Below are 22600 nucleotides of genomic sequence, written 5' to 3' on the forward strand. Positions count from 1 at the left end.
TCGCCGATAGAGCCAAACAACACCGCTCTATCAACTCCTTCAGCGCTTCGATGAACTGAAGCGCCTGACCTATCGAAACTTACTTAACTAATTGAAACTCAAGGAGTTTTCCGTTTCGACTGCGCCGGAAGTGGGGCGAATTATAGACACCTGGAATCTGCCGTCAACCCTTTATTTCAGTTTTACTCAGATTTCAGCGTGATACGTGCGAAAGCTTTCTTGCCGGCTTGGCATACATGGGTCGAACCCAGCTCATATATATAGGAGCGATCCACAACCTCTCCATCTATACGCACACCACCCGAGCCCAAGAGATCTCGCGCCACTGCTGCATTCTTGACCAAGCCAGCCTTATTAAGAACCGCCGCAATCGGCATATCCTCAACAGCAGTCAGCTCGATCTCTGGCAGATCATCCGGCAGCTCACCGTCCTTCATGCGATTACCCGCCGCACGATGAGCGTTGGCCGCAGCTTCCTCACCATGGAAACGAGCAACGATCTCCTCAGCCAACTTGATCTTGATGTCCCGTGGATTGGCGCCCGCCTCTACATCAGCACGGAACGCATTGATCTCATCCATGGACCGGAAGCTCAACAGCTCAAAGTAACGCCACATCAGAACATCGGGAATGGAAACCAGCTTGCTGTACATGACGCCCGGCGCTTCCTGGATACCTACGTAGTTGCCCAGCGATTTGGACATCTTCTTCACGCCATCCAGACCCTCAAGCAATGGCATGGTCAGAATGCACTGCGCCTCTTGGCCATAACCGCGCTGCAACTCACGCCCCATCAAGAGGTTGAACTTCTGGTCTGTACCACCGAGCTCTACGTCGGCACGCAACGCAACCGAGTCATAGCCCTGCACAAGCGGATAGAGGAACTCATGAATGGCGATGGGTTGATTGGTCGTATAACGCTTGTCGAAATCATCGCGTTCGAGCATGCGAGCCACAGTGTACTGAGACGTCAGGCGAATGAAATCCGCCGGCCCCATCTGATCCATCCAAGTGGAGTTGAACGCCACTTCGGTCTTGGCCGGATCAAGAATCTTGAAAACCTGAGTCTTGTAGGTCTCGGCGTTATCGAGAACCTGCTCGCGGGTGAGGGGTGGGCGCGTAGCACTCTTCCCGCTCGGATCACCGATCATGCCGGTGAAGTCCCCTATAAGAAAGATGACCTGATGCCCAAGATCCTGGAACTGGCGCAGCTTATTAATAAGCACGGTATGACCCAGGTGCAGATCAGGCGCCGTCGGATCGAAGCCAGCCTTGATACGCAGCGGCTGCCCGCGCTTGAGCTTTTCGATCAGCTCGGACTCGACCAACAGTTCTTCCGCACCACGTTTGATCAGCGCTAGCTGCTCTTCAACCGACTTCATAACAGACCCGTAAGGCTCAGATTCAAAGGGCCCCAACCATACAAGATCGCGCACCAAATACAAGGTTTGCCCGGCGCACGGACGCCGATCCATAGAACAGAGCGTTCGCGGGCTTGCTTCGCAGGGGTTTTGGTTATATTTTATACAGTTATTTCGTCTTCATCATGTCATTCATCTTTTCCAATTCATTTTTTCAAAAGCCAAAATTACTTATGACCACCGAACCGTCTAAAGCGCCGCCGCTTTATCCGAAGACCCACCTGCTTGCCGCAAGCGGCATCGCAGCCCTCCTTAGCCTGGCACTGCTGGTGTTTCCCTCCAGCGATGTTGAAGCAAAAAAGACGACTCTGAGTCTTGAACTGGAAAGTCCTGCTGAACAACTGACACAAGAACAAGACGCCGCCGAAGCCGTTCAAGCCACAAACGAGCCGGCCGCCTCTCCATTCGCGCAGATTGAAAATAGCGCGGAAGACGCTGCCACGGCCGCCGCCCAGGCAGAAGCGCCCGCAGTCGCAGAAGAAAAGAAAGGGCCTGACCATCGCGAAGTGATTGTCGCCAAAGGCGACACACTTTCCACTCTGTTCGAAAAGGTTGGCCTGCCCTCGGCCTCGGTCCATGAGATCCTGGCCAGCGACAAGCAAGCCAAGCGATTCACTCAACTGCAACGTGGTCAGAAACTGGAGTTCGAACTTAACCCAGAAGGTCAGCTGACCAACCTGCACACCAAGCTGAGCGACTTGGAAAGCATCACCCTGACCAAGAATGACAAGGGTTATGTGTTCAACCGCGTCACGGCAAAGCCCACCGTCCGATCAGCCTACGTCCATGGCGTCATAAACAGCTCATTGTCCCAGTCGGCAGCGCGCGCGGGGCTCTCCCATAGCCTGACCATGGACATGGCCAGCGTATTTGGCTACGACATCGACTTCGCCCAGGATATTCGCCAGGGCGACGAATTCGACGTCATCTACGAACAGAAAGTGGTCAACGGGAAGAGCGTCGGTAACGGCCCGATTCTTTCCGCGCGTTTTACCAACCGCGGCAAGACCTACACTGCGGTGCGCTACACCAACAAGCAGGGCAATAGCAGCTACTACACCGCCGACGGCAATAGCATGCGCAAGGCATTCATCCGTACGCCAGTGGACTTCGCCCGTATCAGTTCAAAGTTTTCCGCCGGTCGCAAGCATCCGATCCTGAACAAGATTCGCGCCCACAAAGGTGTCGATTACGCCGCCCCCCGTGGCACACCGATCAAGGCGGCCGGCGACGGCAAGGTCTTGCTGGCCGGACGTCGGGGCGGTTATGGCAACACCGTTATCATCCAGCACGGAAACACCTACCGCACGCTGTACGGCCACATGCAAGGCTTCGCCAAGGGCGTGAAGACGGGTGGCACCGTCAAGCAAGGCCAGGTTATCGGTTACATCGGCACCACCGGCCTGTCCACCGGCCCGCATTTGCACTATGAGTTCCAGGTGAACGGCGTCCACGTCGATCCGCTCGGCCAGAAATTGCCGATGGCCGACCCGATCGCCAAAGCCGAGCGCGCGCGATTCCTGGCCCAAAGCCAGCCCTTGATGGCTCGCATGGATCAAGAAAAAGCCACGATGCTGGCTTCGAGCAAGCGCTAAGCCATGACGCTCTATATCGGTGTGATGTCCGGGACCAGCCTCGATGGCTTGGATATCGCACTGGTCGAACTAGCCCCGGCGATCAAACTGATCGCCACGCACTACATTCCCATGCCCGCCACTCTGCGCACCGAACTGCTCGAATTGTGCAGCAGCGGGCCCGATGAGATCGCACGTTCCGCCATGGCTCAGCAATGCTGGGTAAAACTGGCCGCGCAGGGTATCCATGCCCTACTCAACGAACAGAAACTCAAGCCTCTAGACATCACGGCCATTGGCAGCCACGGCCAGACGATTCGCCACGAGCCGTCCCGGGGCTTTACCGTGCAAATCGGTAATCCGGCGCTGCTGAGTGAGTTGACCGGCATCAGCGTCGTCAGTGACTTCCGCAGCCGCGATGTAGCCGCTGGCGGGCAAGGCGCCCCACTGGTTCCAGCGTTTCACGAAGCTCTGTTCGAAGAACGAGTCGGTCATCGTGCCGTGCTGAATGTCGGCGGCTTCAGCAATCTCAGCCTGATAGAACCTGAAAAGCCGGTCGCCGGTTTCGATTGTGGCCCAGGCAATGTGCTGCTCGATGCATGGATACATCAACAACGAGGCGAACACTTTGATCGCAATGGCCAGTGGGCTGCCAGCGGGAAAGTCGAGCCAACCTTGCTCAAGACGTTGCTCAGCGACCCCTTTTTTGTCACCAAGGGGCCGAAAAGCACCGGGCGCGAAGTCTTCAACCTTCCCTGGCTGAACCAGCATCTGTCGCAGTTGCCAGCCTTCGCTCCGGAGGACGTACAGGCAACGTTGCTTGAGCTGACTGCCCTGACCATCGTCGAATCACTGCAACATGCCCAATCGAACACTCAAGAGTTGCTGGTCTGCGGCGGTGGCGCGCACAACCAGACGCTCATGAAACGCCTGGCTGACTTGCTGCCGAACGCCAAGGTCAGCAGTACGGCGGTATACGGCGTGGACCCGGACTGGGTAGAAGCCATGGCTTTCGCCTGGCTTGCCCATTGCTGCCTTGAAGGTATTCCAGCCAACCGTCCAAGTGTTACCGGCGCCCGAGGGTTACGCGTACTCGGCGCAATCTATCCGGCATGAATCGATATCTTCAGGCAATAAAAAAACCGCAGGGCCGTAAGGCACTGCGGTTTTTTTATTGAAGCATTCAGATCGAGAACGAAGAACCGCACCCACAGGTAGTGGTCGCGTTAGGGTTCTTGATCACGAAACGCGAACCTTCCAAGCCTTCCTGATAGTCCACCTCGGCACCTGCCAGGTACTGGAAGCTCATCGGATCGACCACCAGGCTGACACCTTCGCGCTCAACGATGGTGTCGTCTTCGGCCACTTCTTCATCAAAAGTGAAGCCATACTGAAAACCGGAACAACCGCCGCCCGTTACGAATACGCGCAGCTTCAAACGATCATTGCCCTCTTCATCGACCAGGCTCTTCACCTTGTGCGCGGCACCGTGGGTGAATTGCAAAGCCGTGGGGGTGAAGGTTTCGACGCTCATGCTGAATATCTCCCGGCGCTTACGCCGCCATAATGCGTGATGGCGGGCATTATCCGCTTCTCCTACAAAATTGGTCAACTATTTAGACGAGCAGCGGCGAGCTATAGGCTCCAGGCTTATAGCCGCCAACCTGACGCTTGTGACTGCCCTTACGGCAACATCCCCGCATGGGACAATCCCAGGCGCTCATCCAGACCGAACAGGATGTTCAGGTTCTGCACCGCCTGGCCGGACGCACCCTTGACCAGGTTATCGATGACCGACAACACCACCACCAAGTCTCCATCCTGCGGACGATGCACGGCGATCCGGCAAACGTTCGCACCGCGCACGCTACGGGTTTCCGGATGGCTGCCGGCCGGCATCACGTCGACGAACGGTTCGTTGGCGTAGCGTTTCTCGAACAGCGCCTGCAAGTCGACGGAACGATCGACCACCGTTGCGTAAAGAGTGGAATGGATTCCACGAATCATCGGCGTCAGGTGCGGCACGAACGTCAGGCCGACGTCCTTGCCCGCCGCCTGACGCAACCCTTGGCGGATTTCTGGCAAGTGGCGATGCCCTTTTACCGCATAGGCCTTCATGCTTTCCGACGTCTCGGAATACAGCGAGCCGACACTGGCGCCTCGACCGGCGCCACTGACACCGGATTTGCAATCAGCGATCAGGCGCGAAGTGTCAGCAAGACCGGCCTCGATCAACGGCAGGAACCCGAGCTGTGTCGCGGTCGGATAGCAACCGGGCACGGCGATCAATCGTGCCTGCCTGATTTTCTCGCGATTGACTTCCGGCAAGCCGTAGACAGCCTCGTCCAGAAGCTCCGGTGCCCCGTGGGGCTGGCCGTACCACTTGGCCCATTCGTCCGCGTCCTGCAGGCGGAAGTCAGCCGACAGGTCGATCACCTTGGTCCCGGCCGCCAACAGCTCCCCCGCCAAGGCGTGGGCAACGCCATGAGGGGTGGCAAAGAACACCACATCGCAAGCACCGAGGGTCTTGATGTCCGGAACGCTGAATGCCAGGCCGTCGTAATGGCCTCGCAGGTTCGGATACATGTCGGCGACGGCCAGGCCGGCCTCGGATCGGGAGGTGATGACCACCACCTCAGCCTGCGGATGCTGCGCCAACAGACGCAGCAGTTCGACACCGGTGTAACCCGTGCCGCCGACGATACCGACCTTGACCATAAACCTGCCCTCAACGAACCACTGGAAAGCCGTCGATAATAGGGGCCGCAGGGCGTGGCGACAACCGTCAAGGTGACGTGTGGCCGCTCTAACCTCTACTATCGGGCTACCGTGAATCTGGGAATAACCAAAAATGCTCTATCTATGGCTCAAGGCACTTCACATTGTCAGCATGGTCTGCTGGTTCGCCGGCCTGTTCTACCTGCCGCGCCTGTTTGTCTATCACGCCCAAAGCGAAGACAACGTCAGCAAGGAGCGCTTCAGTGTCATGGAGCGCAAGCTGTATCGCGGCATCATGGGCCCGGCGATGATTGCCACGCTGGTATTTGGCATCTGGCTGCTCAGCCTCAATGCCGGCGCCTACTTCACCCAGGGTGGCTGGATGCACGCCAAGTTGACCCTGGTCGTCCTGCTGATCGGTTATCACCACATGTGCGGCGCCCAAGTGAAACGCTTCGCCCGCGGCGAAAACACCCGCAGCCATGTCTTTTATCGCTGGTTCAACGAGGTGCCAGTCCTGATATTGCTGGCTATCGTAATTCTCGTCGTGGTCCGGCCGTTCTAACGTCCAATAGCACTATTCGATCGGGGGTACATCCCATGCCGTTGCCCGCTTTGCTTGAAGAACGTCTGCGGCTGCCTGCCGTTGCTGCGCCGATGTTCCTGATTTCCAATCCCCAGCTCGTGCTTGCCTGCTGTCGCAATGGCATTGTCGGCAGTTTCCCGGCGCTGAACCAACGTGAGAGCAGCGGTTTCAAGGCTTGGCTGGAGGAAATCGAAGCGGGCCTGGAAACGATGGAAAGGCCGGCACCCTACGCGGTCAATCTGATCGTCCATAACAGCAACCCGCGGCTCCAGGACGACCTGGCGATCTGCATCGAGCATAAAGTGCCTATCGTCATCACCAGCCTGGGCGCGGTAAAAGAGCTGGTGGAGGCGGTGCATGGCTATGGCGGCCTGGTATTTCACGACGTGACCACTCGCCGCCACGCCGAAAAAGCCGCAGAAGCAGGTGTAGACGGTTTGATTGCCGTCGCGGCTGGCGCCGGAGGACATGCGGGAACGTGGAGCCCTTTCGCGCTGATTGCCGAAATCCGGCAGTTCTTTGATAAAACCCTGCTGCTCGCAGGATGTTTGAACCACGGCCATCAGATTTTGGCAGCGCAACTGCTCGGCGCGGATCTGGCCTACTTTGGAACGCGATTCATTGGTACGGCAGAAAGTCACGCGTCCGACGCTTATAAAGAGATGTTGCTCACATCCAGAGCCGCAGACATCGTGCATACTCCCGCAGTATCCGGCGTGCCAGCCAGTTTCATGCGCCAGAGCCTGGAGGATGCCGGCTTCGACCTGCTTGCCTTGCAGAACAAAAGCGCGGCAGATCCCGGATCGAAACTCAAACCGCTGAACAATGAAGCCAAGGCCTGGAAGACCGTATGGTCTGCGGGCCAAGGTGTTGGTGAGATCAATGATTTACCCAGCGTCGATCAACTGATCGCACGCCTGGATAAAGAATACCGCCAGGCGCAAGCCCGAGCGGCACAGCTCGGAGGCCAATGGCCCCGCTGAATCCCAGAAATATAAATCAACTTTGAAAGACAAGGATGCCAGGCATGAGCGAAACCCGCTTCAACATCGTATTCGACGGAGCCCTGTTGCCAGGCGTCGATACCACCACCGCCAAGCTAAACCTCGCGGAGCTGTTCAAGAGTGATGTCAGTGCCATTGAACGTTTGTTCAGCGGTCGCAAGGTGTCGCTTAAAAACAACCTGTCCCAGGGCGACGCACAGAAGTACCTGGAAGCGCTGCACAAGAGCGGCATCGATGCCCGAATCGAAGCAGAGCCATCCCTCCAGCTAGACCTCGGCGAGGTGCAGGACTCACCGTATCAGCCAAGTGGCCGCCACCCGGACTCCATCATCGACCCCGTTTCCCCCTATGCCCCTCCCCGTGCCCCGGTTGGCGAAACGCTTGCCGAATACGGCCCGCTCAAGCCCTTCAGTTTCGACGGCCGTATCGGGCGCCTGCGGTACCTGGCCTGGACCATGGTCCTGACGCTGGCGGTAATGCCCGTGGTCGGGATTGCGTTCTGGTTGAGCCTGTCCTGGCTGCTCGTCGCCACCTCGACGACCGCGATGGTCATCGGCGGACTCGTCGCCGTAGCCATCTTCCTCGCGTTTGCCTACGTAAGCATCCAGTTCAGCGCCCAGCGCCTGCACGATCTCGGCTGGTCCGGATGGCTGTGGTTGCTCAACCTGGTGCCATTTGTGGGCAGTCTTTTCCCATTCGTGCTTATTTTCGCTCCAGGTAATAGTGGCGCGAATCGCTACGGTCCGCCGCCGCCGCCCAACAGCACTGCGGTCAAGGTTCTTTCATGGCTGTGGGTCGTCCTGATCGTCCTGATTTTCATCGGTGCATTGGCTGGCGCATTCAGCAGCATCGGCGAGGAGTACGGCAGCAGCTCGTTGAGCAGTTATGAAAGCAGCGAATCCATTGACGAATCGGCTGAAGAACCCGCCGCCGAAGCAGCCGAGCCAGCCGCACCTTCTGTAGACTACGAAGAAGAGGAACAATAAACGCGCTTAGCGCCGGTGACAGCTCAGTCCACCGGCGCCCTGCGCGGCGATGGAGAATTGCATGACCCGTTACGCTCTGATCACTGGTGCTTCCAGTGGTATCGGCCTGGCCATGGCCGAAGCATTGGCCCGGCGTGGGCGCAACCTGATATTGGTGGCTCGACAGCGTGATCGGCTGGAAAGTATTGCAATAGAGCTGACTCAACGGTTTGGCGTAGAGGTGTTGTTTCGCGCCTGCGATCTGGGGGAACCCCTGCGACTCTCAGGCTTCCTGCTGGAATTGGAGGAAGGCGAACGCCAGATCGATCTGCTCGTCAATTGCGCCGGCATCGGCACCAGTGGTCCGTTCCTGGCCCAGGACTGGATGACCGAACAAGACCTGATCGAAGTGAATATCCTTGCTCTCACCCGTCTCTGCCATGCAATAGGCAACAGCATGGCGTTGCATGGCGGCGGCCAGATCCTCAACGTCGCGTCGACTGCTGCCTTCCAACCCGGCCCCTGGATGAGTACTTATCACGCCAGCAAAGCCTATGTACTGCATTTCTCCGAAGCCCTGCGGGTCGAATTGAAAAAATGCGCAATCAACGTCTCGGTGCTGTGTCCCGGGCCGACTCGCACGGACTTTTTCGCCAAGGCACAACTGGATGAACAGAAACTCAACGGCAAGAAGAAATTGATGAGCCCCGAGGAAGTTGCGCTCTATGCCGTTCGCGCGCTGGACAGGAATCGAGCCATTATCATTCCCGGACGCCGCAATCGCTGGTTCGCCGCGCTGCCTCGATTGGGACCACGCTGGCTGGTCCGGACCGTCAGCGGCATGTTCAACAAGGCCTGCTGTCCGCACTGATTTCTTCAAGCTGAAAAACCCGGGCCAGCACACCGGGCCTTCAGTACACTCGACCTCGACCAACCCAACGGAGAGACAGCTGTGGATACCCTGTTTACCAAGATCATCAACCGGGAAATACCGGCGAAGATCATCTATGAGGATGACCAGGTCCTGGCCTTCCACGACATCGCTCCACAGGCACCGGTTCACTTCCTGGTCATTCCAAAGAAGCCGATCCGCACCCTCAATGACCTGACCGAGGACGACAAGGGCCTGGCTGGGCATATTCTCTTCACGGCCCAGCGCCTGGCCCTCGAGCTGGGTTGCGAAGAAGGCTTCCGGGTGGTGATGAACTGCAATGAACTCGGTGGACAAACCGTCTATCACATTCATATGCATGTGCTTGGACAGCGCCAGATGAATTGGCCGCCGGGCTGATCCATGATCCAACGCAAATCCCCAGCGGCCGATTGAGTTAAACTGGCCGCCGAGATTTTTTCCGGAGGTAAGCATGACTACCCAACGTCACTACTCGCCCATCGATCGCCTGCTGCTGCAGGCCGACACCGCGATGCGTACGCTGTTGCCCTTCAGCGGTCAGCCGTACCGTCCATCACCGGCCATCGTGCAGCCGGACGTGCAGATGAGCGATGACGAGACTCGCCATGTTGCCGGGCTGATGCGTATCAACCATACCGGTGAAGTCTGCGCCCAGGCGCTCTACCAGGGCCAGGCGCTGACAGCGAAATTGCCGCAGGTACGCGAAGCGATGGAACAGGCCGCCGAGGAAGAAATCGATCATCTGGTCTGGTGTGAACAACGCATTCGCCAGTTGGGCAGCCACACTAGCGTGCTGAACCCCCTGTTTTATGGCATGTCGTTCGGGATCGGCGCCGTGGCGGGCCTGATCAGTGACAAGGTCAGCCTTGGTTTTGTCGCGGCGACCGAGCACCAAGTATGCAAGCACTTGAATGAGCACCTGCAGCAGTTGCCCGTCGAGGATGAAAAGTCCCGGGCGATTCTTGAACAGATGCGTGAAGACGAGGAGCACCACGCCGAAAGTGCGTTGGAAGCGGGCGGCTTCCGCTTCCCGGCTCCCGTCAAATTCGGCATGAGCCTGCTGGCCAAAGTCATGACCAAGAGTACCTATCGGATCTGATAGGGAAAACGGCGCTAGGCCTGACCCGCCTGGCTCACAAAAATAAAAAAGGCGACTGTCCATGGACAGTCGCCTTTTTTCATAGCCGAAACTTTAGCGCGGCATATTGCGCGCGTAAAAAATTTCCAGCATTTCGTGCTTGACCCGCTCTTCCACCTGCCCACGCTGTTCAGCAGACAGGTTGCTGGTGGCATCGCCAAACAGGTAGTTATCCAACTCAAAGTCCTTGAGCAGCATTTTGGTGTGGAACAGATTCTCCTGATACACGTTCACGTCCGTCATCTGGTAGGCGTCGCGTGTGTCTTCGGAGAGATAGTTCTGGATCGAATTGATCTCGTGGTCGATGAAGTGCTTGTGGCCTTCCACATCCCGGGTAAACCCGCGCACGCGATAATCCACGGTCACGATGTCGGAATCGAATTGGTGAATCAGGAAGTTGAGTGCCTTGAGCGGTGAAATGACGCCACAGGTCGACACGTCGATGTCCACTCGGAACGTAGCGATGCCATCCACTGGATGGATTTCCGGATAGGTGTGGACCGTGATATGGCTCTTGTCGAGGTGGGCCAGGATAATTTCAGGCAACGGGCCCGGGGACTCTTCGATTTGGCTGTCGGTCGGTGTCACCGGCTCTTCCGAAATCAAGATAGTCACGCTGGCGCCCTGGGGCTCATAGTCCTGACTTGCAATGTTCAGGATGTTGGCACCAATGATATCGACAACTTCCGTGAGAATCTGCGTGAGGCGCTTGGCGTTGTACTCTTTATTGATGTACTCGACGTAGGCCTGCTGGTCTTGCGGGGTTTCCGCATAGCAGATGTCATAGATGTTGAAGCTCAAGGTCTTTGTCAGGTTATTGAACCCATGGAGCTTGAGTTTGCTTTTCACCGTTTGAAAACTCTCTATGTATTGCGGCCCGGCCGCGTGATCAAGCATGCCCGTCAGATGCGAACGACGCACCTGCGTAGGACGGTTAACACCTCTTCGCGATGGCGATTTTGGTTGTCTGTCCAGGCAAGGGACCGGCCGCAAGCCGATCACTGCCCTGAAAAAAGTGGCGCATTATGCAGACGTCAGCTTCTGATCGCCAGAGCTTGCACCGCTTTTGTGATGGTTGGATGTCGATTCAACCCAATTCGATGATTTCATAATCATGAGTAATTTCAACACCGGCGGCGCCGAGCATGATCGAGGCCGAACAGTACTTCTCGGCCGACAGCTCGATGGCGCGCTTGACCTGAGCCTCTTTCAGTCCGCGGCCCTTCACCACAAAGTGCATGTGGATCTTGGTGAAAACCTTTGGATCCTCGGTCGCACGCTCGGCTTCCAGGAAGGCTTCGCAACTTTCGACCGCTTGGCGCGACTTCTTGAGGATGCTGACCACATCGAAATTGCTGCAGCCACCAACCCCCAGCAGCAACATTTCCATTGGCCGAACACCCAGGTTCCGACCTCCGGCGTCCGGCGGGCCATCCATGACGACCACATGACCGCTGCCCGACTCACCGAGGAACATGGCTTCGCCAGCCCATTGGATGCGTGCCTTCATCGTCAAGACTCCACTGTCATAAAAAGGGGCGCCAGCTTAGCACAGCCCCCCGCAATGGCGGGTCCCGCCTGAAGACGCCAGGCGCAGATGCGCCTCGGTAAATTCTCAAATCAATTAAGGAAGCCTCTGTTAAGCTGGCGCCCAGTCGCTGGCGTATGGCCAGCTTTCGCGATAGCTATTCGCCTTCATAAAAAATCAAACCACTAAACTGCGCAGTTTTTCGGGACACAACCATGGTTGCCATTACTCCCACGTCCAAGATCAAGAATCTCGACAAGCTCTTGATGCATTGCCAGCGTCGTCGCTATCCCGCCAAGCACAACATCATTTGCGCGGGGGACCGTTCCGACACGCTGTTCTTCATCATCAAGGGATCAGTCACTATCCTGATCGAGGACGATGAAGGTCGGGAGATGATCATCGCCTACCTCAATTCAGGGGACTTCTTCGGCGAGTTGGGTTTATTCGAACAGGCCGGCAAGGAGCAAGAGCGCAGCGCTTGGGTACGGGCGAAGGTCGAATGTGAAGTCGCAGAAATCGGCTACAGCAAATTTCGAGAACTGTCGCAGCAGGATCCGGACATTCTTTTCGTCCTCAGCGGACAAATCGCACAGCGCCTGCGCAACACCACGCGCAAGGTAGGCGATCTCGCTTTCTTCGACGTAACCGGTCGTGTCGCCCGTTGCCTTTTGGACCTGTGCAAGCAGCCCGACGCCATGACTCACCCCGACGGCATGCAGATCAAAGTGACGCGTCAGGAAATCGGCCGCATTGTCGGCTGCTCTCGCGAAATGGTTGGCCGTGTGCTCAAGGACCTGGAGGAACGCAACCTGGTCAGCGTAAAAGGCAAGACCATGGTGGTGTTTGGCACTCGCTAGAGACCATCCAGCAGTTTCTGATACAAAGTCTCAAGTCGCTCGAGGGCGTGGGGCGCGGGAAATTTTTCATGAAGGGCAATGTGGCTCTCGGCACGCACGCGTTGCTCCAGGCCACAGGCTTCATTGAAGCGATTGACCGCCGCAACCATGGCTTCGCGTTCGTCGTCCAGCAGTAGCGCGCCATGTACCAGGCCTACCGGACGCTGCCCTCCTTTGCTCTGTCGCCAACGCTGGGCGGTGCCTACCATTTTCCGACCATCCAGATTGACATTGAAGCGCCCATCACAAAAAGCGCCCGCCACCTCCCCTAGCGACGCCACCCCGCCCAACTCATCCAGCAATTGGCAGACAGGATCGCACAACCGACGATAGGCGGTTTCGATCCGCCCATGATCGCCTTCACTGCGCGGCGGTGCGTAGACCAGTGCGATATTGACCGTCGCAGCTGATTGAGGCACCGGCTCGCCACCGGTTTCGCGCAGCAGCACCGGCCAGCCATTGGCGGCAGAAACTTCACAGGCGATGTCGAAACCCGGCAAGCGACTCAGGCGACGCGGCATGACCAGCGCGCGGTCATTCGGTTGCCAGAACAGCAAGCCCGAATCAGCGTCACCGGCGCAGACGCTCGCCAGCAAATCCTGCTCGGCTTGCAAGCCGTTTTCGACAGTAAAGGAAATGGCTGGAGGCATTCGTTCAGTCCAACGTCGAGCCGGTCACCGGAACGCCGCGCTCGGGAAAGAACAACCGTTGCAACTCCATGCCAGGGCTTTCGGCCCGCATGAACGCTTCACCTACCAGGAACGAATACACGTCGCTGACTTCCATCAACTCGACATCGGCCCGGTTGAGGATGCCGCTTTCGGTGATGACCAGCCGATCACGGGGGATCCGTGGCAACAGGTCCAAGGTCGTTTCCAGGCTGACTTCAAAAGTGTGCAGGTTGCGATTGTTCACGCCGACCAGCTTGGTATCCAGGGTCTTGAGAGCGCGCTCCAACTCTTCCCCGTCATGGACTTCCACCAAGACATCCAAGCCGACGCCCTTCGCAACCGCAGCCAACTCGGCCATCTTCACATCATCCAGGGCGGAAACGATCAACAGCACGCAATCGGCGCCCAAGGCCCGGGCTTCGACGATCTGGTACGGGTCGATCATGAAATCCTTGCGGATCACCGGCAGCTTGCACGCCGCCCGCGCCTGCTTGAGATAGTCGTCGGCGCCCTGGAAAAAATCCACATCGGTCAGCACCGAAAGGCAGGTCGCGCCGCCCTTCTCGTAGCTCTTGGCGATGTCGGCCGGAACGAAATGCTCCCGAATCACACCTTTGCTGGGGGAAGCCTTCTTGATTTCGGCAATCACCGCCGGCTGCTTCTTCTTCGCCTGATCGATCAGCGCCTGGGCAAAGCCGCGAGGCGCATCGGCTGAACGTGCAAGATTTTCCAACTCGGCCAGGCTGACCCGGGCACTGCGCTCGGCGACTTCCTGCTTCTTGCGAGCCAGAATGTTTTCCAGAACCGTTGGCACGCTCATCCTTCATTCTCCACTTTGAATACGGCGGTAAACGCGCCCAATTCTTCCAATTTTTCACGGGCCAGGCCGGTGTGCAGCGCATCATGGGCGAGCTCGACACCTTGCTTGAGGCTGCTTGCATGATCGGCGGCGTACAACGCGGCGCCCGCGTTGAGCACGATCATCTCGGCAGCCTTCTGGCCATTCTCGGTTTTACGACGCCCCAAGGCATCTCGGATCAACTCCAGCGACTGGGCCGGTCCATCCACTGCTAGCCCATGCAGGCTCTGGCTCTTCATGCCCAGGTCCTCAGGTTCGACCCAGTATTGCGTAATCTGATCATTTTTCAGCTCAGCCACGAAGGTGGGCGCCGCCAAGCTGAACTCATCCAGGCCATCCTTCGAATGGACCACAAGGACATGCTTGCTGCCCAGACGTTGCAGAACCTCGGCCAGAGGCCGGCACAACGCCTCGCTGAACACCCCAACCACTTGATGTTTCACACCGGCCGGATTCGTAAGCGGGCCGAGCATGTTGAACAGCGTGCGCAAGCCCAACTCCCGACGGGGCGCGGCGGCATGTTTCATGGCACTGTGGTGGGTCTGGGCGAACATGAAGCCGATGCCCACGCTATCGATACAGCGAGCCACCTGAACCGGCGTCAGGTTAAGGTAGACACCGGCAGCCTCCAGCAGGTCGGCACTGCCGCTCTTGCCCGAGACCGCACGGTTGCCATGCTTGGCGACGGTGCAACCCGCCGCGGCAACGACAAATGCAGAGGCGGTGGATACGTTGAAGATATTGGCACCATCACCGCCGGTACCCACCACATCCACCACGCCGTCCAGCGTCTTGAGTTCGACCTTGTCCGCCAGTTCCCGCATGGTGGTCACGGCGCCGACGATTTCGTCGATGCTCTCGCTCTTCATGCGCATGGCCATCATGAACGCGCCAATCTGCGCATCCGTGCACTGGCCAGTCATGATTTCGCGCATCACGTCGCGCATCTCGTCGGTGCTCAGGTCGAGCTGGCCGACGATACGGTTCAGGGCTGTCTTGATGTCCATGAAAAGTCCTTAGCGCGTGCCGCCGGTTTGTTTGAGAAAGTTGGCGAACAGCTCGTGGCCCTGTTCAGTGAGGATAGACTCCGGATGGAATTGCACACCTTCGATATTTAACGTCTTGTGTCGCAACCCCATGATCTCGTCGACCGAGCCGTCTTCGAGCTGGGTCCAGGCGGTCAACTCCAGGCAATCGGGCAAAGTATCGTGCTTGACGACAAGGGAGTGATAGCGGGTGACGGTAAGCGGATGATTCAGGCCTTCGAATACGCCCTTGTCTTCATGGAATACCGGGCTGGTCTTGCCATGCATGACTTGCCGGGCGCGCACGACATGGCCACCGAACGCCTGGCCAATCGACTGATGGCCCAGGCACACGCCGAGGATCGGCAGCTTGCCGGCAAAATACTTGATGGCGTCGATGGAAATGCCCGCTTCGGTCGGCGTACACGGGCCTGGGGAGACCACGATGCGCTCGGGCTTGAGGGCCTCGATTTCGGCGACGGTCAGTTCGTCGTTGCGCACCACCTTGACCTCGGCACCGAGTTCGCCAAGGTACTGCACAACGTTGTAGGTAAAGGAGTCGTAATTATCGATCATCAGCAACATGGCGTAGCAACCTTTTGATTCACTGACTTTAGAAACGGCCGCTGGGGCGCAAAAGCCCTAGGCCACAGGTTGTTGGGAAGGACTTCAGTCGCCTGAGGTCTGCTCCGCCAACGCCACGGCACGGAACATCGCCCGACGCTTGTTCAGGGTTTCTTCCCACTCCAGTGCCGGCACCGAGTCAGCAACGATCCCACCGCCAGCTTGTACGTGCAGTTCGCCGTTCTTGATGACGGCAGTGCGGATCGCAATGGCGGTGTCCATGTTGCCGTTCCAGGCGAAGTAACCCACCGCCCCGCCGTACACACCGCGCTTGACCGGCTCCAGTTCGTCGATGATTTCCATCGCCCGGATTTTCGGCGCGCCGGACAACGTGCCGGCCGGCAGGATCGCCCGCAAGGCGTCCATGGCCGTCAACCCGGCTTTCAACTGCCCGGTCACGTTGGACACGATGTGCATCACGTTGGAATAGCGCTCGATGACCATTTTCTCGGTGAGCTTCACCGAGCCGATCTCCGAGACACGCCCGGTATCGTTGCGCCCCAGGTCGATCAGCATCAGGTGCTCGGCGATTTCCTTGTCATCCGACAGCAGGTCCTCTTCGAGGGCCCGGTCCGCCTCCCCCGTGGCGCCACGGGGGCGAGTACCGGCGATCGGTCGCACGGTGATCAGGTTGTCTTCGACCCGCACCAGCACTTCCGGCGAACTGCCCACGACGTGGAAGTCGCCGAAATTGAAGAAATACATGTAGGGCGTCGGGTTGAAGCAGCGCAACGCCCGGTAGAGATCGATGGGCGCGGCCTTGAAGTCGATGGACATCCGTTGCGACGGCACCACTTGCATGCAGTCACCGGCGAGGATGTACTCCTTGATGGTATCGACGGCCCGTTCGTAGTCATTCTGGGTGAAGCTGGAACGGAACACCGGGTCGGCGGCCGACTGCTTGCTGAAATCCAGGCCTGACCGCGGCGTGATCGGTTGACGGAGCTTTTCCAGCAGCGCCTGCAGACTTTTCTGACCTTGCTCGTAGGCATCTTCCTGGGATGGGTCTGCCAGGACAATCGCGTGCATCTTGCCGGCGAGGTTGTCGAAGACCACCACAGCGTCGGAGACCATCAACAGGATGTCCGGCACGCCCAGCGGGTCAGGGTTCGGGCAGGTGCCGAGACGTTTCTCCACATAGCGCACGCAGTCGTAGCCGAAATATCCCACCAGTCCACCGTTGAAACGGGGCAGGCCCGGGATGGTTGGCACGTTGTAGCGGGCCTTGAAGGTTTCGACGAACGCCAGCGGATCCTCGACTTCGAGGCTTTCGATCTCGACGCCGTCGTGGGTCACGCTGATGCGATGGTCATGCACCCGCAGCACCGTACGGCACGGCAAGCCGATCATGGAATAACGGCCCCATTTCTCGCCGCCCTGCACCGATTCGAGCAGGTAGGAGTTGGGCTGGTCGGCCAGCTTGAGGTAGATCGACAGCGGCGTGTCGAAGTCGGCCAGGGTTTCGCAGGCGAGCGGGATGCGGTTGTAGCCGGCAGCGGCTAGACGCAGGAATTCTTCGCGGATCATGGTATGCCTCGTGGCAAGAGGAGCTGACAGTCAGGTATGCAAACGCGCCGGATAACCGGCCAGGATCAAGTCAGGCGCGCCAACGCCAGCGGGCCAGGGCCTTCATGACTTTCATCCAGAGTTTGCGAGTGACCACCACGATGGCGTTTCCAGAAGAGGATTGAACAGCGTCGGGCAACGTTATCTCAGCCGCCGGGTCCAGGCAACCGGGAATTAACAGACGCAAGTCATCGATCACCAACGTCGGAAACTCTTCGGCGATCGGCCGGCCATGGTTATAGCCGTAGCTCAACGCCACGCACTTGACGCCTGCCGCTTTCGCCGCCAGCACATCGCTGCGCGAATCACCGACGAATAACGATTGCGAGGCCGGGATGTTGGCCATTTTCATCACGAAGAACAGCGCGGCCGGGTCGGGCTTTTTCTGCGGCAACGTATCGCCGCCGATGATCCAGCGGAAATACCGGCCGATTTTCATCTGGTCCAGCAGCGGCGCGACGAAGCGCTCCGGCTTGTTGGTGATCAGCGCCATTTCCACGCCTTGCTTGTGCAGCCATTTGAGCGCGGAACGCACACCGGGGTAGACCACGGTCAGTTCGTGGTTGCCTTCGTAGGCTTCGTTGAACAGCTCCATCGCCCGTTCGGCTTCGGCTTCATCGACGCCTTGGGCATCGATGTGGTTGGCCAGGGCCCGGCGTACCAGCATGGGCGCACCGTTGCCTACCCACTGGCGCACCGCGTCGATGCCGGCGGGTGGGCGTCCGAGCTTGAGCAGCATGCTGTCCACGGCGGCAGCGAGATCCGGGACCGAATCGACCAGCGTGCCATCCAGGTCGAACATCACCAGGCGCGGCAGGCTGCCGGGAAACAGCTGCTCGAAGCCGCTCATGGACGCGCCAGGGCCAGTTCGGCGCGCATTTTTGCAATCACCTCTTGGTAGTCCGGTGCATTGAAGATCGCCGAACCGGCGACAAAGGTGTCGGCGCCGGCCGCGGCGATTTCGCGGATATTGTTCACGTTCACGCCACCGTCGATTTCCAGGCGGATGTCACGGCCCGAGGCATCGATCAGCGCACGGGCTTCGCGCAACTTGTCGAGGGTACCGGGGATGAATTTCTGCCCGCCGAAACCAGGGTTGACGCTCATCAGCAGGACCATGTCGACCTTGTCCATCACGTACTTGAGCACGTCCAGGGGCGTAGCCGGGTTGAACACCAGGCCGGCCTTGCAACCGCCTTCGCGGATCAATTGCAGGGAGCGATCGACATGCAGCGTGGCTTCGGGGTGAAAGGTGATGTAGGTCGCGCCAGCCTCGATGAAATCGCCGACGATGCGGTCCACCGGGCTGACCATCAGGTGCGCGTCGATCGGCGCGGTGATGCCGTACTTGCGCAGCGCCGCGCAGACCATCGGGCCGATGGTCAGGTTGGGCACGTAGTGGTTGTCCATGACATCGAAGTGAACGATGTCGGCCCCGGCGGCCAGAACGTTGTCCACTTCCTCGCCCAGGCGGGCGAAGTCGGCGGAGAGAATCGACGGAGCAATAGCGAAGGGCTGCATGACGCACCTGTTTTGAGCGAAATCACGATGGCGCGCATTGTATACCTCAAGATTTGGCGCGCCCACCGCGACAGTCGATCAATACGCCGCGCGGTAGATCTTCTCGATGTCGGCGGCGCTCAGTTGGCGCGGATTGTTGCGCATCAGCCGCTCGATCCCCGCCGCCTCCACCGCCATGGACGGGATCACATCTTCGGTCACACCCAGCCCGCTGAGGCCTTGGGGGATCTGCACGGCGGTGCACAAGGCGGCCATCGCATCGACAGCCTCGTCCGCAGCTTCAAGGTCGCTCAGGTGAGCGGTCCTGATGCCCATGGCCTCGGCGATGTCGCGCATGCGCTCGACACAGGCCATTTTGTTCCACGCCATCACATAGGGCAGCAGCAACGCATTGGCGACCCCGTGGGATACGTGGAAACGCCCGCCCAACGGATAAGCCAGTGCATGCACCGCCCCGACCCCGGCATTGCCGAACGCCATGCCGGCCATCAGGCTGGCGGTGGCCATGTCTTCGCGAGCTTGCAGGTGCGATGGATTAGCGTAAGCCTTGGGCAACGCGCGAACGATGAGTTTGATTGCGCCGATGGCCAGGGCATCGGTAATCGGCGAGGCGTTGAGCGACAGGTAGGCCTCGATGGCATGCGCCAGCGCATCGACGCCACTGGCAGCCGTTACGCCGCGCGGGCATGTGAGGGTCATCTGCGGACTGACCAGCGCCACGTCGGGCAACAGAAAATCGCTGACGATGCCTTTTTTCAGCTGGGCGGCCTTGTCGGAGAGGATCGCCACGTTGGTCACTTCCGAACCGGTACCGGCGGTGGTAGGAATGGCGATCATCGGCGGGCCTTTGCGCGGCACCTGATCGACACCGAACATATCTTGCAACTCGCCGTGGTAGCCGGCGTAGACGCCCACGCACTTGGCGATGTCGATGGCACTGCCGCCGCCCAGGCCGATCAGGCCATCATGCCCACCGTCGCGGTAGGCTTGCATGCAATCTTCGACGATGGCGATCTCCGGGTCCGGCATGACCCGGTCGAAAATCTCGTAGTCACGTCCGCCCAGGTGCTGCAGCGCCAGCTCCACCGTGCCTGACTTGACCAGCGCTGCATCGGTCACGATCAATGGATTGTCGACGTCCAGGCGCGTCAGCTCCGCCGCCAGTTGCTCGATGGCAGCGGCACCAGTGATCAGTTTATGGGCGATCTTGAATGAGGAAAGACTCATGTGCGCGGCCTCTTGTTCGAGTATGGGCTGGCACAAGGATAGCTCGGTATTGGGGGTTGTCTGCGATTCAGCTTATGAACGTAATTAAGGAGCCTTCGGATAAGCCCCTGTGGGAGCGAGCTTGCTCGCGATAGCGGATCAACATTCAGCATCTGCTTTGAATGTAACACCGCTATCGCGAGCAAGCTCGCTCCCACAAGGGGCCAACATTGCCCGTCAGACTTGGGTAGTACGCAACTTCTCGCTACGTCCACGCAACCATTCCAGCGTCAGCAGCAGGATCACCGAGAAGGCAATCAGCAGTGTCGCCGCCGCGGCGATGGTGGGGCTGAGGTTTTCGCGGATACCGCTGAACATCTGCCGTGGCAGCGTTGCCTGCTCAGGGCCGGCCAGGAACAGCGTCACCACCACCTCGTCGAACGACGTCGCAAAAGCGAACAGCGCACCAGAGATCACGCCGGGTGCGATCAACGGCAGGGTTACCCGACGAAACGCCGTCAATGGCGACGCCCCGAGACTTGCAGCCGCCCGGACCAGGTTGTGGTTGAAGCCCTGCAGCGTCGCCGAGACAGTAATGATGACAAACGGTACGCCCAGCACGGCGTGGACGATGATCAAGGAGAAGAAGCTGTTACCCATGCCCAGCGGTGCGAAAAACAGATAACTCGCCACGCCGATGATCACCACCGGCACGACCATCGGGGAAATAACCAGGGCCATCACCAGCGCCTTGCCCGGGAAGTCGCCACGGGTCAGCCCGATGGCGGCCAATGTGCCAAACACCATCGCCAACAGCGTTGCTGCCGGGGCGACGATGATGCTGTTCTTCAAGGCCCGCATCCATTCCGCCGAAGCGAAGAAATCGTGATACCACTGCAACGAAAAGCCCTGCAGCGGGTAGACCAGGAAGCTGCCAGAGTTGAACGACAACGGAATGATCACCAGTACCGGCAGGATCAGGAACAACAGGATCAGCCCGCAGAGTATGCGCAAGCTGTAGAACCACACCCGTTCGACGGGGGACATGTAAGGACTCAGCATTTCGATCTCCCCTTAGCTCAGGCGCAGGCGACTGGCGCCCACCAGCCAGCTGTAAATCAGATAAAGCACGATGGTCGCGAGCAACAGCAGCCCGCCGAGCGCCGTGGCCATGCCCCAGTTGATGCTGGTGTTGGTGTAGAACGCGACGAAGTAACTGACCATCTGATCGTTCGGGCTGCCCAGCAGCGCCGGGGTGATGTAGTAGCCGATGGCAAGGATGAATACCAACAGGCAACCGGCGCCGACACCGGCATAGGTCTGGGGAAAGTAGACCCGCCAGAAACTGGCGAACGGGTGGCAGCCCAAGGAAATCGCCGCCCGCATGTAGGTGGGCGAGATGCCCTTCATCACGCTGTAGATCGGCAGGATCATGAACGGCAGCAGGATGTGGACCATGGAGATGTACACACCGGTGCGGTTGAATACCAGCTCCAGCGGTTTGTCGATGACACCCATGGCCAACAACGCGCTATTGATCAACCCACCGGACTGCAGCAGCACGATCCACGCTGCCACCCGCACCAGGATCGAGGTCCAGAACGGCAGTAGCACCAGGATCATCAGCAGGTTGCTTTGGCGCGACGGCAGGTTCGCCAGCAGGTAGGCCAACGGATAGGCGAGTACCAGGCAGATCGCGGTGATCACCAGGCCCATCCAGAAAGTACGGGTAAAGATGTCCAGGTAGATCGCCTGGTCGGGGGTGGCTGGCGCCAGCTCGCCGAGATCGTCGATCCGGTGGTCGACAGCCGCCAACAGATAATACGGCGTGACGTTACTGGTGTTGCGGCGAATCACTTGCCAGTACGCCGGATCGCCCCAGCGCTCGTCGAGACCTTCCAGCGCTTCTTTATAAGAGGCGGGCTCAGTCGCGAACGGCAGCGCCCTGGCCGTTTTTGTCAGCAGGCTGCGATAGCCGGCCGATTCCATGTTCAGTCGCTTGGACAAGTCGCCCAGCGTTTGATTTTTGCGGGCTTCAGCCAGGTCTTCGCTGGCAGCCTTGTACACCGGCTCGCCGGGCAAACCACGTCCGTCCCAGGTAGCGACGGCAGCGACGGTGCGCGGCATGGCGCCCACGACTTCCGGGTTGCTGACGCTTTTGAACAGCAGCGCGACGATCGGCACCAGGAACACCAGCAACAGAAACAGCACCAGCGGCGCGATCAGGGCCTGGGCCTTCCAGCGGTTGACCCGCTCGGCGTGTTTTAGCCGCTGCTTGAGGGTGGGGCTGGTGCCCGCGTTCAGTGGAACGGCGATGGCCATGGCGAACTCCGCAAAACTTCTTGATCGTTACAGGGGCGGCGAGCCGCCTCTGTTCTGTTG

Annotated in this window: 24 protein-coding genes; 9 read left to right on the forward strand and 15 right to left on the reverse strand. The window is 58.9% G+C overall.

Annotated elements, in window-relative coordinates; genetic code table 11:
- Positions 1 to 182: 182 nt before the first annotated feature.
- Positions 183 to 1382 (reverse strand): tyrosine--tRNA ligase, encoded by a 1200-nt coding sequence (gene tyrS, locus FHK92_RS05490; RefSeq protein WP_181287185.1) that lies wholly within the window; start codon positions 1380 to 1382, stop codon positions 183 to 185.
- Positions 1383 to 1594: 212 nt separating this feature from the next.
- Between tyrS and FHK92_RS05495 the strand changes: the two genes are divergently transcribed.
- Positions 1595 to 3016, forward strand: a complete 1422-nt coding sequence (locus FHK92_RS05495) for a peptidoglycan DD-metalloendopeptidase family protein (protein ID WP_181287399.1) — start codon at positions 1595 to 1597, stop codon at positions 3014 to 3016.
- A 3-nt stretch (positions 3017 to 3019) separates the two neighbouring features.
- Positions 3020 to 4111, forward strand: a complete 1092-nt coding sequence (locus FHK92_RS05500) for an anhydro-N-acetylmuramic acid kinase (RefSeq protein WP_181287186.1) — start codon at positions 3020 to 3022, stop codon at positions 4109 to 4111.
- Positions 4112 to 4178: 67 nt separating this feature from the next.
- On the opposite strand, the gene erpA is transcribed toward FHK92_RS05500, so the two are convergent.
- Both erpA and argC read right to left on the reverse strand, forming a co-directional pair.
- A complete protein-coding gene (gene erpA, locus FHK92_RS05505) occupies positions 4179 to 4529 on the reverse strand; it encodes an iron-sulfur cluster insertion protein ErpA (protein WP_003177727.1) in 351 nt (116 codons plus the stop codon).
- A 149-nt stretch (positions 4530 to 4678) separates the two neighbouring features.
- Positions 4679 to 5713 (reverse strand): N-acetyl-gamma-glutamyl-phosphate reductase, encoded by a 1035-nt coding sequence (argC, locus tag FHK92_RS05510; protein ID WP_181287187.1) that lies wholly within the window; start codon positions 5711 to 5713, stop codon positions 4679 to 4681.
- A 133-nt stretch (positions 5714 to 5846) separates the two neighbouring features.
- Here argC and hemJ point away from each other — a divergent pair, with 133 nt between their 5' ends.
- The 6 genes from hemJ to coq7 all read left to right on the forward strand — a co-directional run bounded on the left by hemJ (position 5847) and on the right by coq7 (position 10280).
- A complete protein-coding gene (gene hemJ, locus FHK92_RS05515; RefSeq protein ID WP_122566709.1) occupies positions 5847 to 6278 on the forward strand; it encodes a protoporphyrinogen oxidase HemJ in 432 nt (143 codons plus the stop codon).
- A gap of 35 nt (positions 6279 to 6313) precedes the next feature.
- The gene (locus FHK92_RS05520) at positions 6314 to 7282 is read left to right on the forward strand and encodes an NAD(P)H-dependent flavin oxidoreductase (RefSeq protein ID WP_181287188.1); all 969 of its coding nucleotides are present in this window, start codon (positions 6314 to 6316) and stop codon (positions 7280 to 7282) included.
- A gap of 44 nt (positions 7283 to 7326) precedes the next feature.
- Complete coding sequence (locus tag FHK92_RS05525; RefSeq protein WP_181287189.1) at positions 7327 to 8289, forward strand: DUF805 domain-containing protein; 963 nt, start codon at positions 7327 to 7329, stop codon at positions 8287 to 8289.
- Between the two features lie 61 nt (positions 8290 to 8350).
- Positions 8351 to 9139, forward strand: a complete 789-nt coding sequence (locus tag FHK92_RS05530) for an SDR family NAD(P)-dependent oxidoreductase (RefSeq protein WP_181287190.1) — start codon at positions 8351 to 8353, stop codon at positions 9137 to 9139.
- Between the two features lie 81 nt (positions 9140 to 9220).
- Positions 9221 to 9559: a histidine triad nucleotide-binding protein gene (locus FHK92_RS05535; protein WP_181287191.1), complete on the forward strand. Its 339-nt coding sequence runs from the start codon at positions 9221 to 9223 to the stop codon at positions 9557 to 9559.
- Between the two features lie 73 nt (positions 9560 to 9632).
- Entirely contained in the window at positions 9633 to 10280 is a 648-nt protein-coding gene (coq7, locus tag FHK92_RS05540; protein WP_181287192.1) for a 2-polyprenyl-3-methyl-6-methoxy-1,4-benzoquinone monooxygenase, read from the forward strand.
- 93 nt (positions 10281 to 10373) lie between these two features.
- Here coq7 and speD read toward each other — a convergent pair whose 3' ends face one another.
- Together speD and FHK92_RS05550 are read right to left on the reverse strand one after the other, a co-directional pair.
- Complete coding sequence (speD, locus tag FHK92_RS05545; RefSeq protein ID WP_181287400.1) at positions 10374 to 11168, reverse strand: adenosylmethionine decarboxylase; 795 nt, start codon at positions 11166 to 11168, stop codon at positions 10374 to 10376.
- A 238-nt stretch (positions 11169 to 11406) separates the two neighbouring features.
- Positions 11407 to 11829 carry an OsmC family protein gene (locus FHK92_RS05550; protein WP_008061600.1) on the reverse strand — a complete coding sequence of 141 codons (423 nt, stop codon included), beginning with the start codon at positions 11827 to 11829 and terminating at the stop codon, positions 11407 to 11409.
- 233 nt (positions 11830 to 12062) lie between these two features.
- Between FHK92_RS05550 and crp the strand changes: the two genes are divergently transcribed.
- The gene (gene crp / locus FHK92_RS05555) at positions 12063 to 12707 is read left to right on the forward strand and encodes a cAMP-activated global transcriptional regulator CRP (protein WP_030139205.1); all 645 of its coding nucleotides are present in this window, start codon (positions 12063 to 12065) and stop codon (positions 12705 to 12707) included.
- On the opposite strand, the gene FHK92_RS05560 is transcribed toward crp, so the two are convergent.
- The 10 genes from FHK92_RS05560 to FHK92_RS05605 all read right to left on the reverse strand — a co-directional run bounded on the left by FHK92_RS05560 (position 12704) and on the right by FHK92_RS05605 (position 22540).
- On the reverse strand, positions 12704 to 13396 hold the full coding sequence (locus FHK92_RS05560) for a lipoate--protein ligase family protein (protein ID WP_181287193.1): 693 nt from the start codon (positions 13394 to 13396) through the stop codon (positions 12704 to 12706). The two genes, crp and FHK92_RS05560, sit on opposite strands and share 4 nt — an antisense overlap.
- Positions 13397 to 13400: 4 nt before the next feature.
- A complete protein-coding gene (trpC, locus tag FHK92_RS05565; protein WP_181287194.1) occupies positions 13401 to 14237 on the reverse strand; it encodes an indole-3-glycerol phosphate synthase TrpC in 837 nt (278 codons plus the stop codon).
- Entirely contained in the window at positions 14234 to 15283 is a 1050-nt protein-coding gene (gene trpD, locus FHK92_RS05570) for an anthranilate phosphoribosyltransferase (RefSeq protein WP_181287195.1), read from the reverse strand. The genes trpC and trpD overlap by 4 nt, the downstream gene beginning before the upstream one ends.
- A gap of 9 nt (positions 15284 to 15292) precedes the next feature.
- On the reverse strand, positions 15293 to 15886 hold the full coding sequence (locus FHK92_RS05575; protein WP_181287196.1) for an aminodeoxychorismate/anthranilate synthase component II: 594 nt from the start codon (positions 15884 to 15886) through the stop codon (positions 15293 to 15295).
- Positions 15887 to 15970: 84 nt separating this feature from the next.
- The gene (gene trpE, locus FHK92_RS05580) at positions 15971 to 17452 is read right to left on the reverse strand and encodes an anthranilate synthase component I (protein WP_181287197.1); all 1482 of its coding nucleotides are present in this window, start codon (positions 17450 to 17452) and stop codon (positions 15971 to 15973) included.
- A 70-nt stretch (positions 17453 to 17522) separates the two neighbouring features.
- On the reverse strand, positions 17523 to 18341 hold the full coding sequence (locus FHK92_RS05585; protein ID WP_030139211.1) for a phosphoglycolate phosphatase: 819 nt from the start codon (positions 18339 to 18341) through the stop codon (positions 17523 to 17525).
- Positions 18338 to 19012, reverse strand: coding sequence for a ribulose-phosphate 3-epimerase (rpe, locus tag FHK92_RS05590; RefSeq protein WP_181287198.1), 675 nt, complete (start codon positions 19010 to 19012; stop codon positions 18338 to 18340). Before rpe ends, FHK92_RS05585 begins: the two co-directional genes overlap by 4 nt.
- A gap of 78 nt (positions 19013 to 19090) precedes the next feature.
- Entirely contained in the window at positions 19091 to 20239 is a 1149-nt protein-coding gene (locus tag FHK92_RS05595; protein ID WP_181287199.1) for an iron-containing alcohol dehydrogenase, read from the reverse strand.
- Positions 20240 to 20455: 216 nt separating this feature from the next.
- Positions 20456 to 21280 (reverse strand): ABC transporter permease, encoded by an 825-nt coding sequence (locus FHK92_RS05600; RefSeq protein ID WP_181287200.1) that lies wholly within the window; start codon positions 21278 to 21280, stop codon positions 20456 to 20458.
- 12 nt (positions 21281 to 21292) lie between these two features.
- Complete coding sequence (locus tag FHK92_RS05605) at positions 21293 to 22540, reverse strand: ABC transporter permease (RefSeq protein WP_181287201.1); 1248 nt, start codon at positions 22538 to 22540, stop codon at positions 21293 to 21295.
- Between the last annotated feature and the right edge of the window lie 60 nt (positions 22541 to 22600).

Origin of the sequence: Pseudomonas brassicacearum subsp. neoaurantiaca (assembly GCF_013608025.1) — a bacterium.
Classification (GTDB): domain Bacteria; phylum Pseudomonadota; class Gammaproteobacteria; order Pseudomonadales; family Pseudomonadaceae; genus Aquipseudomonas.

Bases quoted from the DNA above. Each gene is read 5' to 3' on its own strand.
- FHK92_RS05550 (WP_008061600.1), bottom strand. From the start codon at position 11,829: ATGAAGGCACGCATCCAATGGGCTGGCGAAGCCATGTTCCTCGGTGAG.
- trpD (WP_181287195.1), bottom strand. From the start codon at position 15,283: ATGGACATCAAGACAGCCCTGAACCGTATCGTCGGCCAGCTCGACCTG.
- FHK92_RS05525 (WP_181287189.1), top strand. From the start codon at position 7,327: ATGAGCGAAACCCGCTTCAACATCGTATTCGACGGAGCCCTGTTGCCA.
- FHK92_RS05495 (WP_181287399.1), top strand. From the start codon at position 1,595: ATGACCACCGAACCGTCTAAAGCGCCGCCGCTTTATCCGAAGACCCAC.
- FHK92_RS05595 (WP_181287199.1), bottom strand. From the start codon at position 20,239: ATGAGTCTTTCCTCATTCAAGATCGCCCATAAACTGATCACTGGTGCC.
- coq7 (WP_181287192.1), top strand. From the start codon at position 9,633: ATGACTACCCAACGTCACTACTCGCCCATCGATCGCCTGCTGCTGCAG.
- FHK92_RS05500 (WP_181287186.1), top strand. From the start codon at position 3,020: ATGACGCTCTATATCGGTGTGATGTCCGGGACCAGCCTCGATGGCTTG.
- FHK92_RS05600 (WP_181287200.1), bottom strand. From the start codon at position 21,280: ATGCTGAGTCCTTACATGTCCCCCGTCGAACGGGTGTGGTTCTACAGC.
- tyrS (WP_181287185.1), bottom strand. From the start codon at position 1,382: ATGAAGTCGGTTGAAGAGCAGCTAGCGCTGATCAAACGTGGTGCGGAA.
- trpC (WP_181287194.1), bottom strand. From the start codon at position 14,237: ATGAGCGTGCCAACGGTTCTGGAAAACATTCTGGCTCGCAAGAAGCAG.
- FHK92_RS05575 (WP_181287196.1), bottom strand. From the start codon at position 15,886: ATGTTGCTGATGATCGATAATTACGACTCCTTTACCTACAACGTTGTG.
- FHK92_RS05520 (WP_181287188.1), top strand. From the start codon at position 6,314: ATGCCGTTGCCCGCTTTGCTTGAAGAACGTCTGCGGCTGCCTGCCGTT.
- FHK92_RS05530 (WP_181287190.1), top strand. From the start codon at position 8,351: ATGACCCGTTACGCTCTGATCACTGGTGCTTCCAGTGGTATCGGCCTG.
- rpe (WP_181287198.1), bottom strand. From the start codon at position 19,012: ATGCAGCCCTTCGCTATTGCTCCGTCGATTCTCTCCGCCGACTTCGCC.
- erpA (WP_003177727.1), bottom strand. From the start codon at position 4,529: ATGAGCGTCGAAACCTTCACCCCCACGGCTTTGCAATTCACCCACGGT.
- hemJ (WP_122566709.1), top strand. From the start codon at position 5,847: ATGCTCTATCTATGGCTCAAGGCACTTCACATTGTCAGCATGGTCTGC.
- trpE (WP_181287197.1), bottom strand. From the start codon at position 17,452: ATGATCCGCGAAGAATTCCTGCGTCTAGCCGCTGCCGGCTACAACCGC.
- argC (WP_181287187.1), bottom strand. From the start codon at position 5,713: ATGGTCAAGGTCGGTATCGTCGGCGGCACGGGTTACACCGGTGTCGAA.
- FHK92_RS05560 (WP_181287193.1), bottom strand. From the start codon at position 13,396: ATGCCTCCAGCCATTTCCTTTACTGTCGAAAACGGCTTGCAAGCCGAG.
- FHK92_RS05605 (WP_181287201.1), bottom strand. From the start codon at position 22,540: ATGGCCATCGCCGTTCCACTGAACGCGGGCACCAGCCCCACCCTCAAG.
- crp (WP_030139205.1), top strand. From the start codon at position 12,063: ATGGTTGCCATTACTCCCACGTCCAAGATCAAGAATCTCGACAAGCTC.
- FHK92_RS05585 (WP_030139211.1), bottom strand. From the start codon at position 18,341: ATGAGCGGCTTCGAGCAGCTGTTTCCCGGCAGCCTGCCGCGCCTGGTG.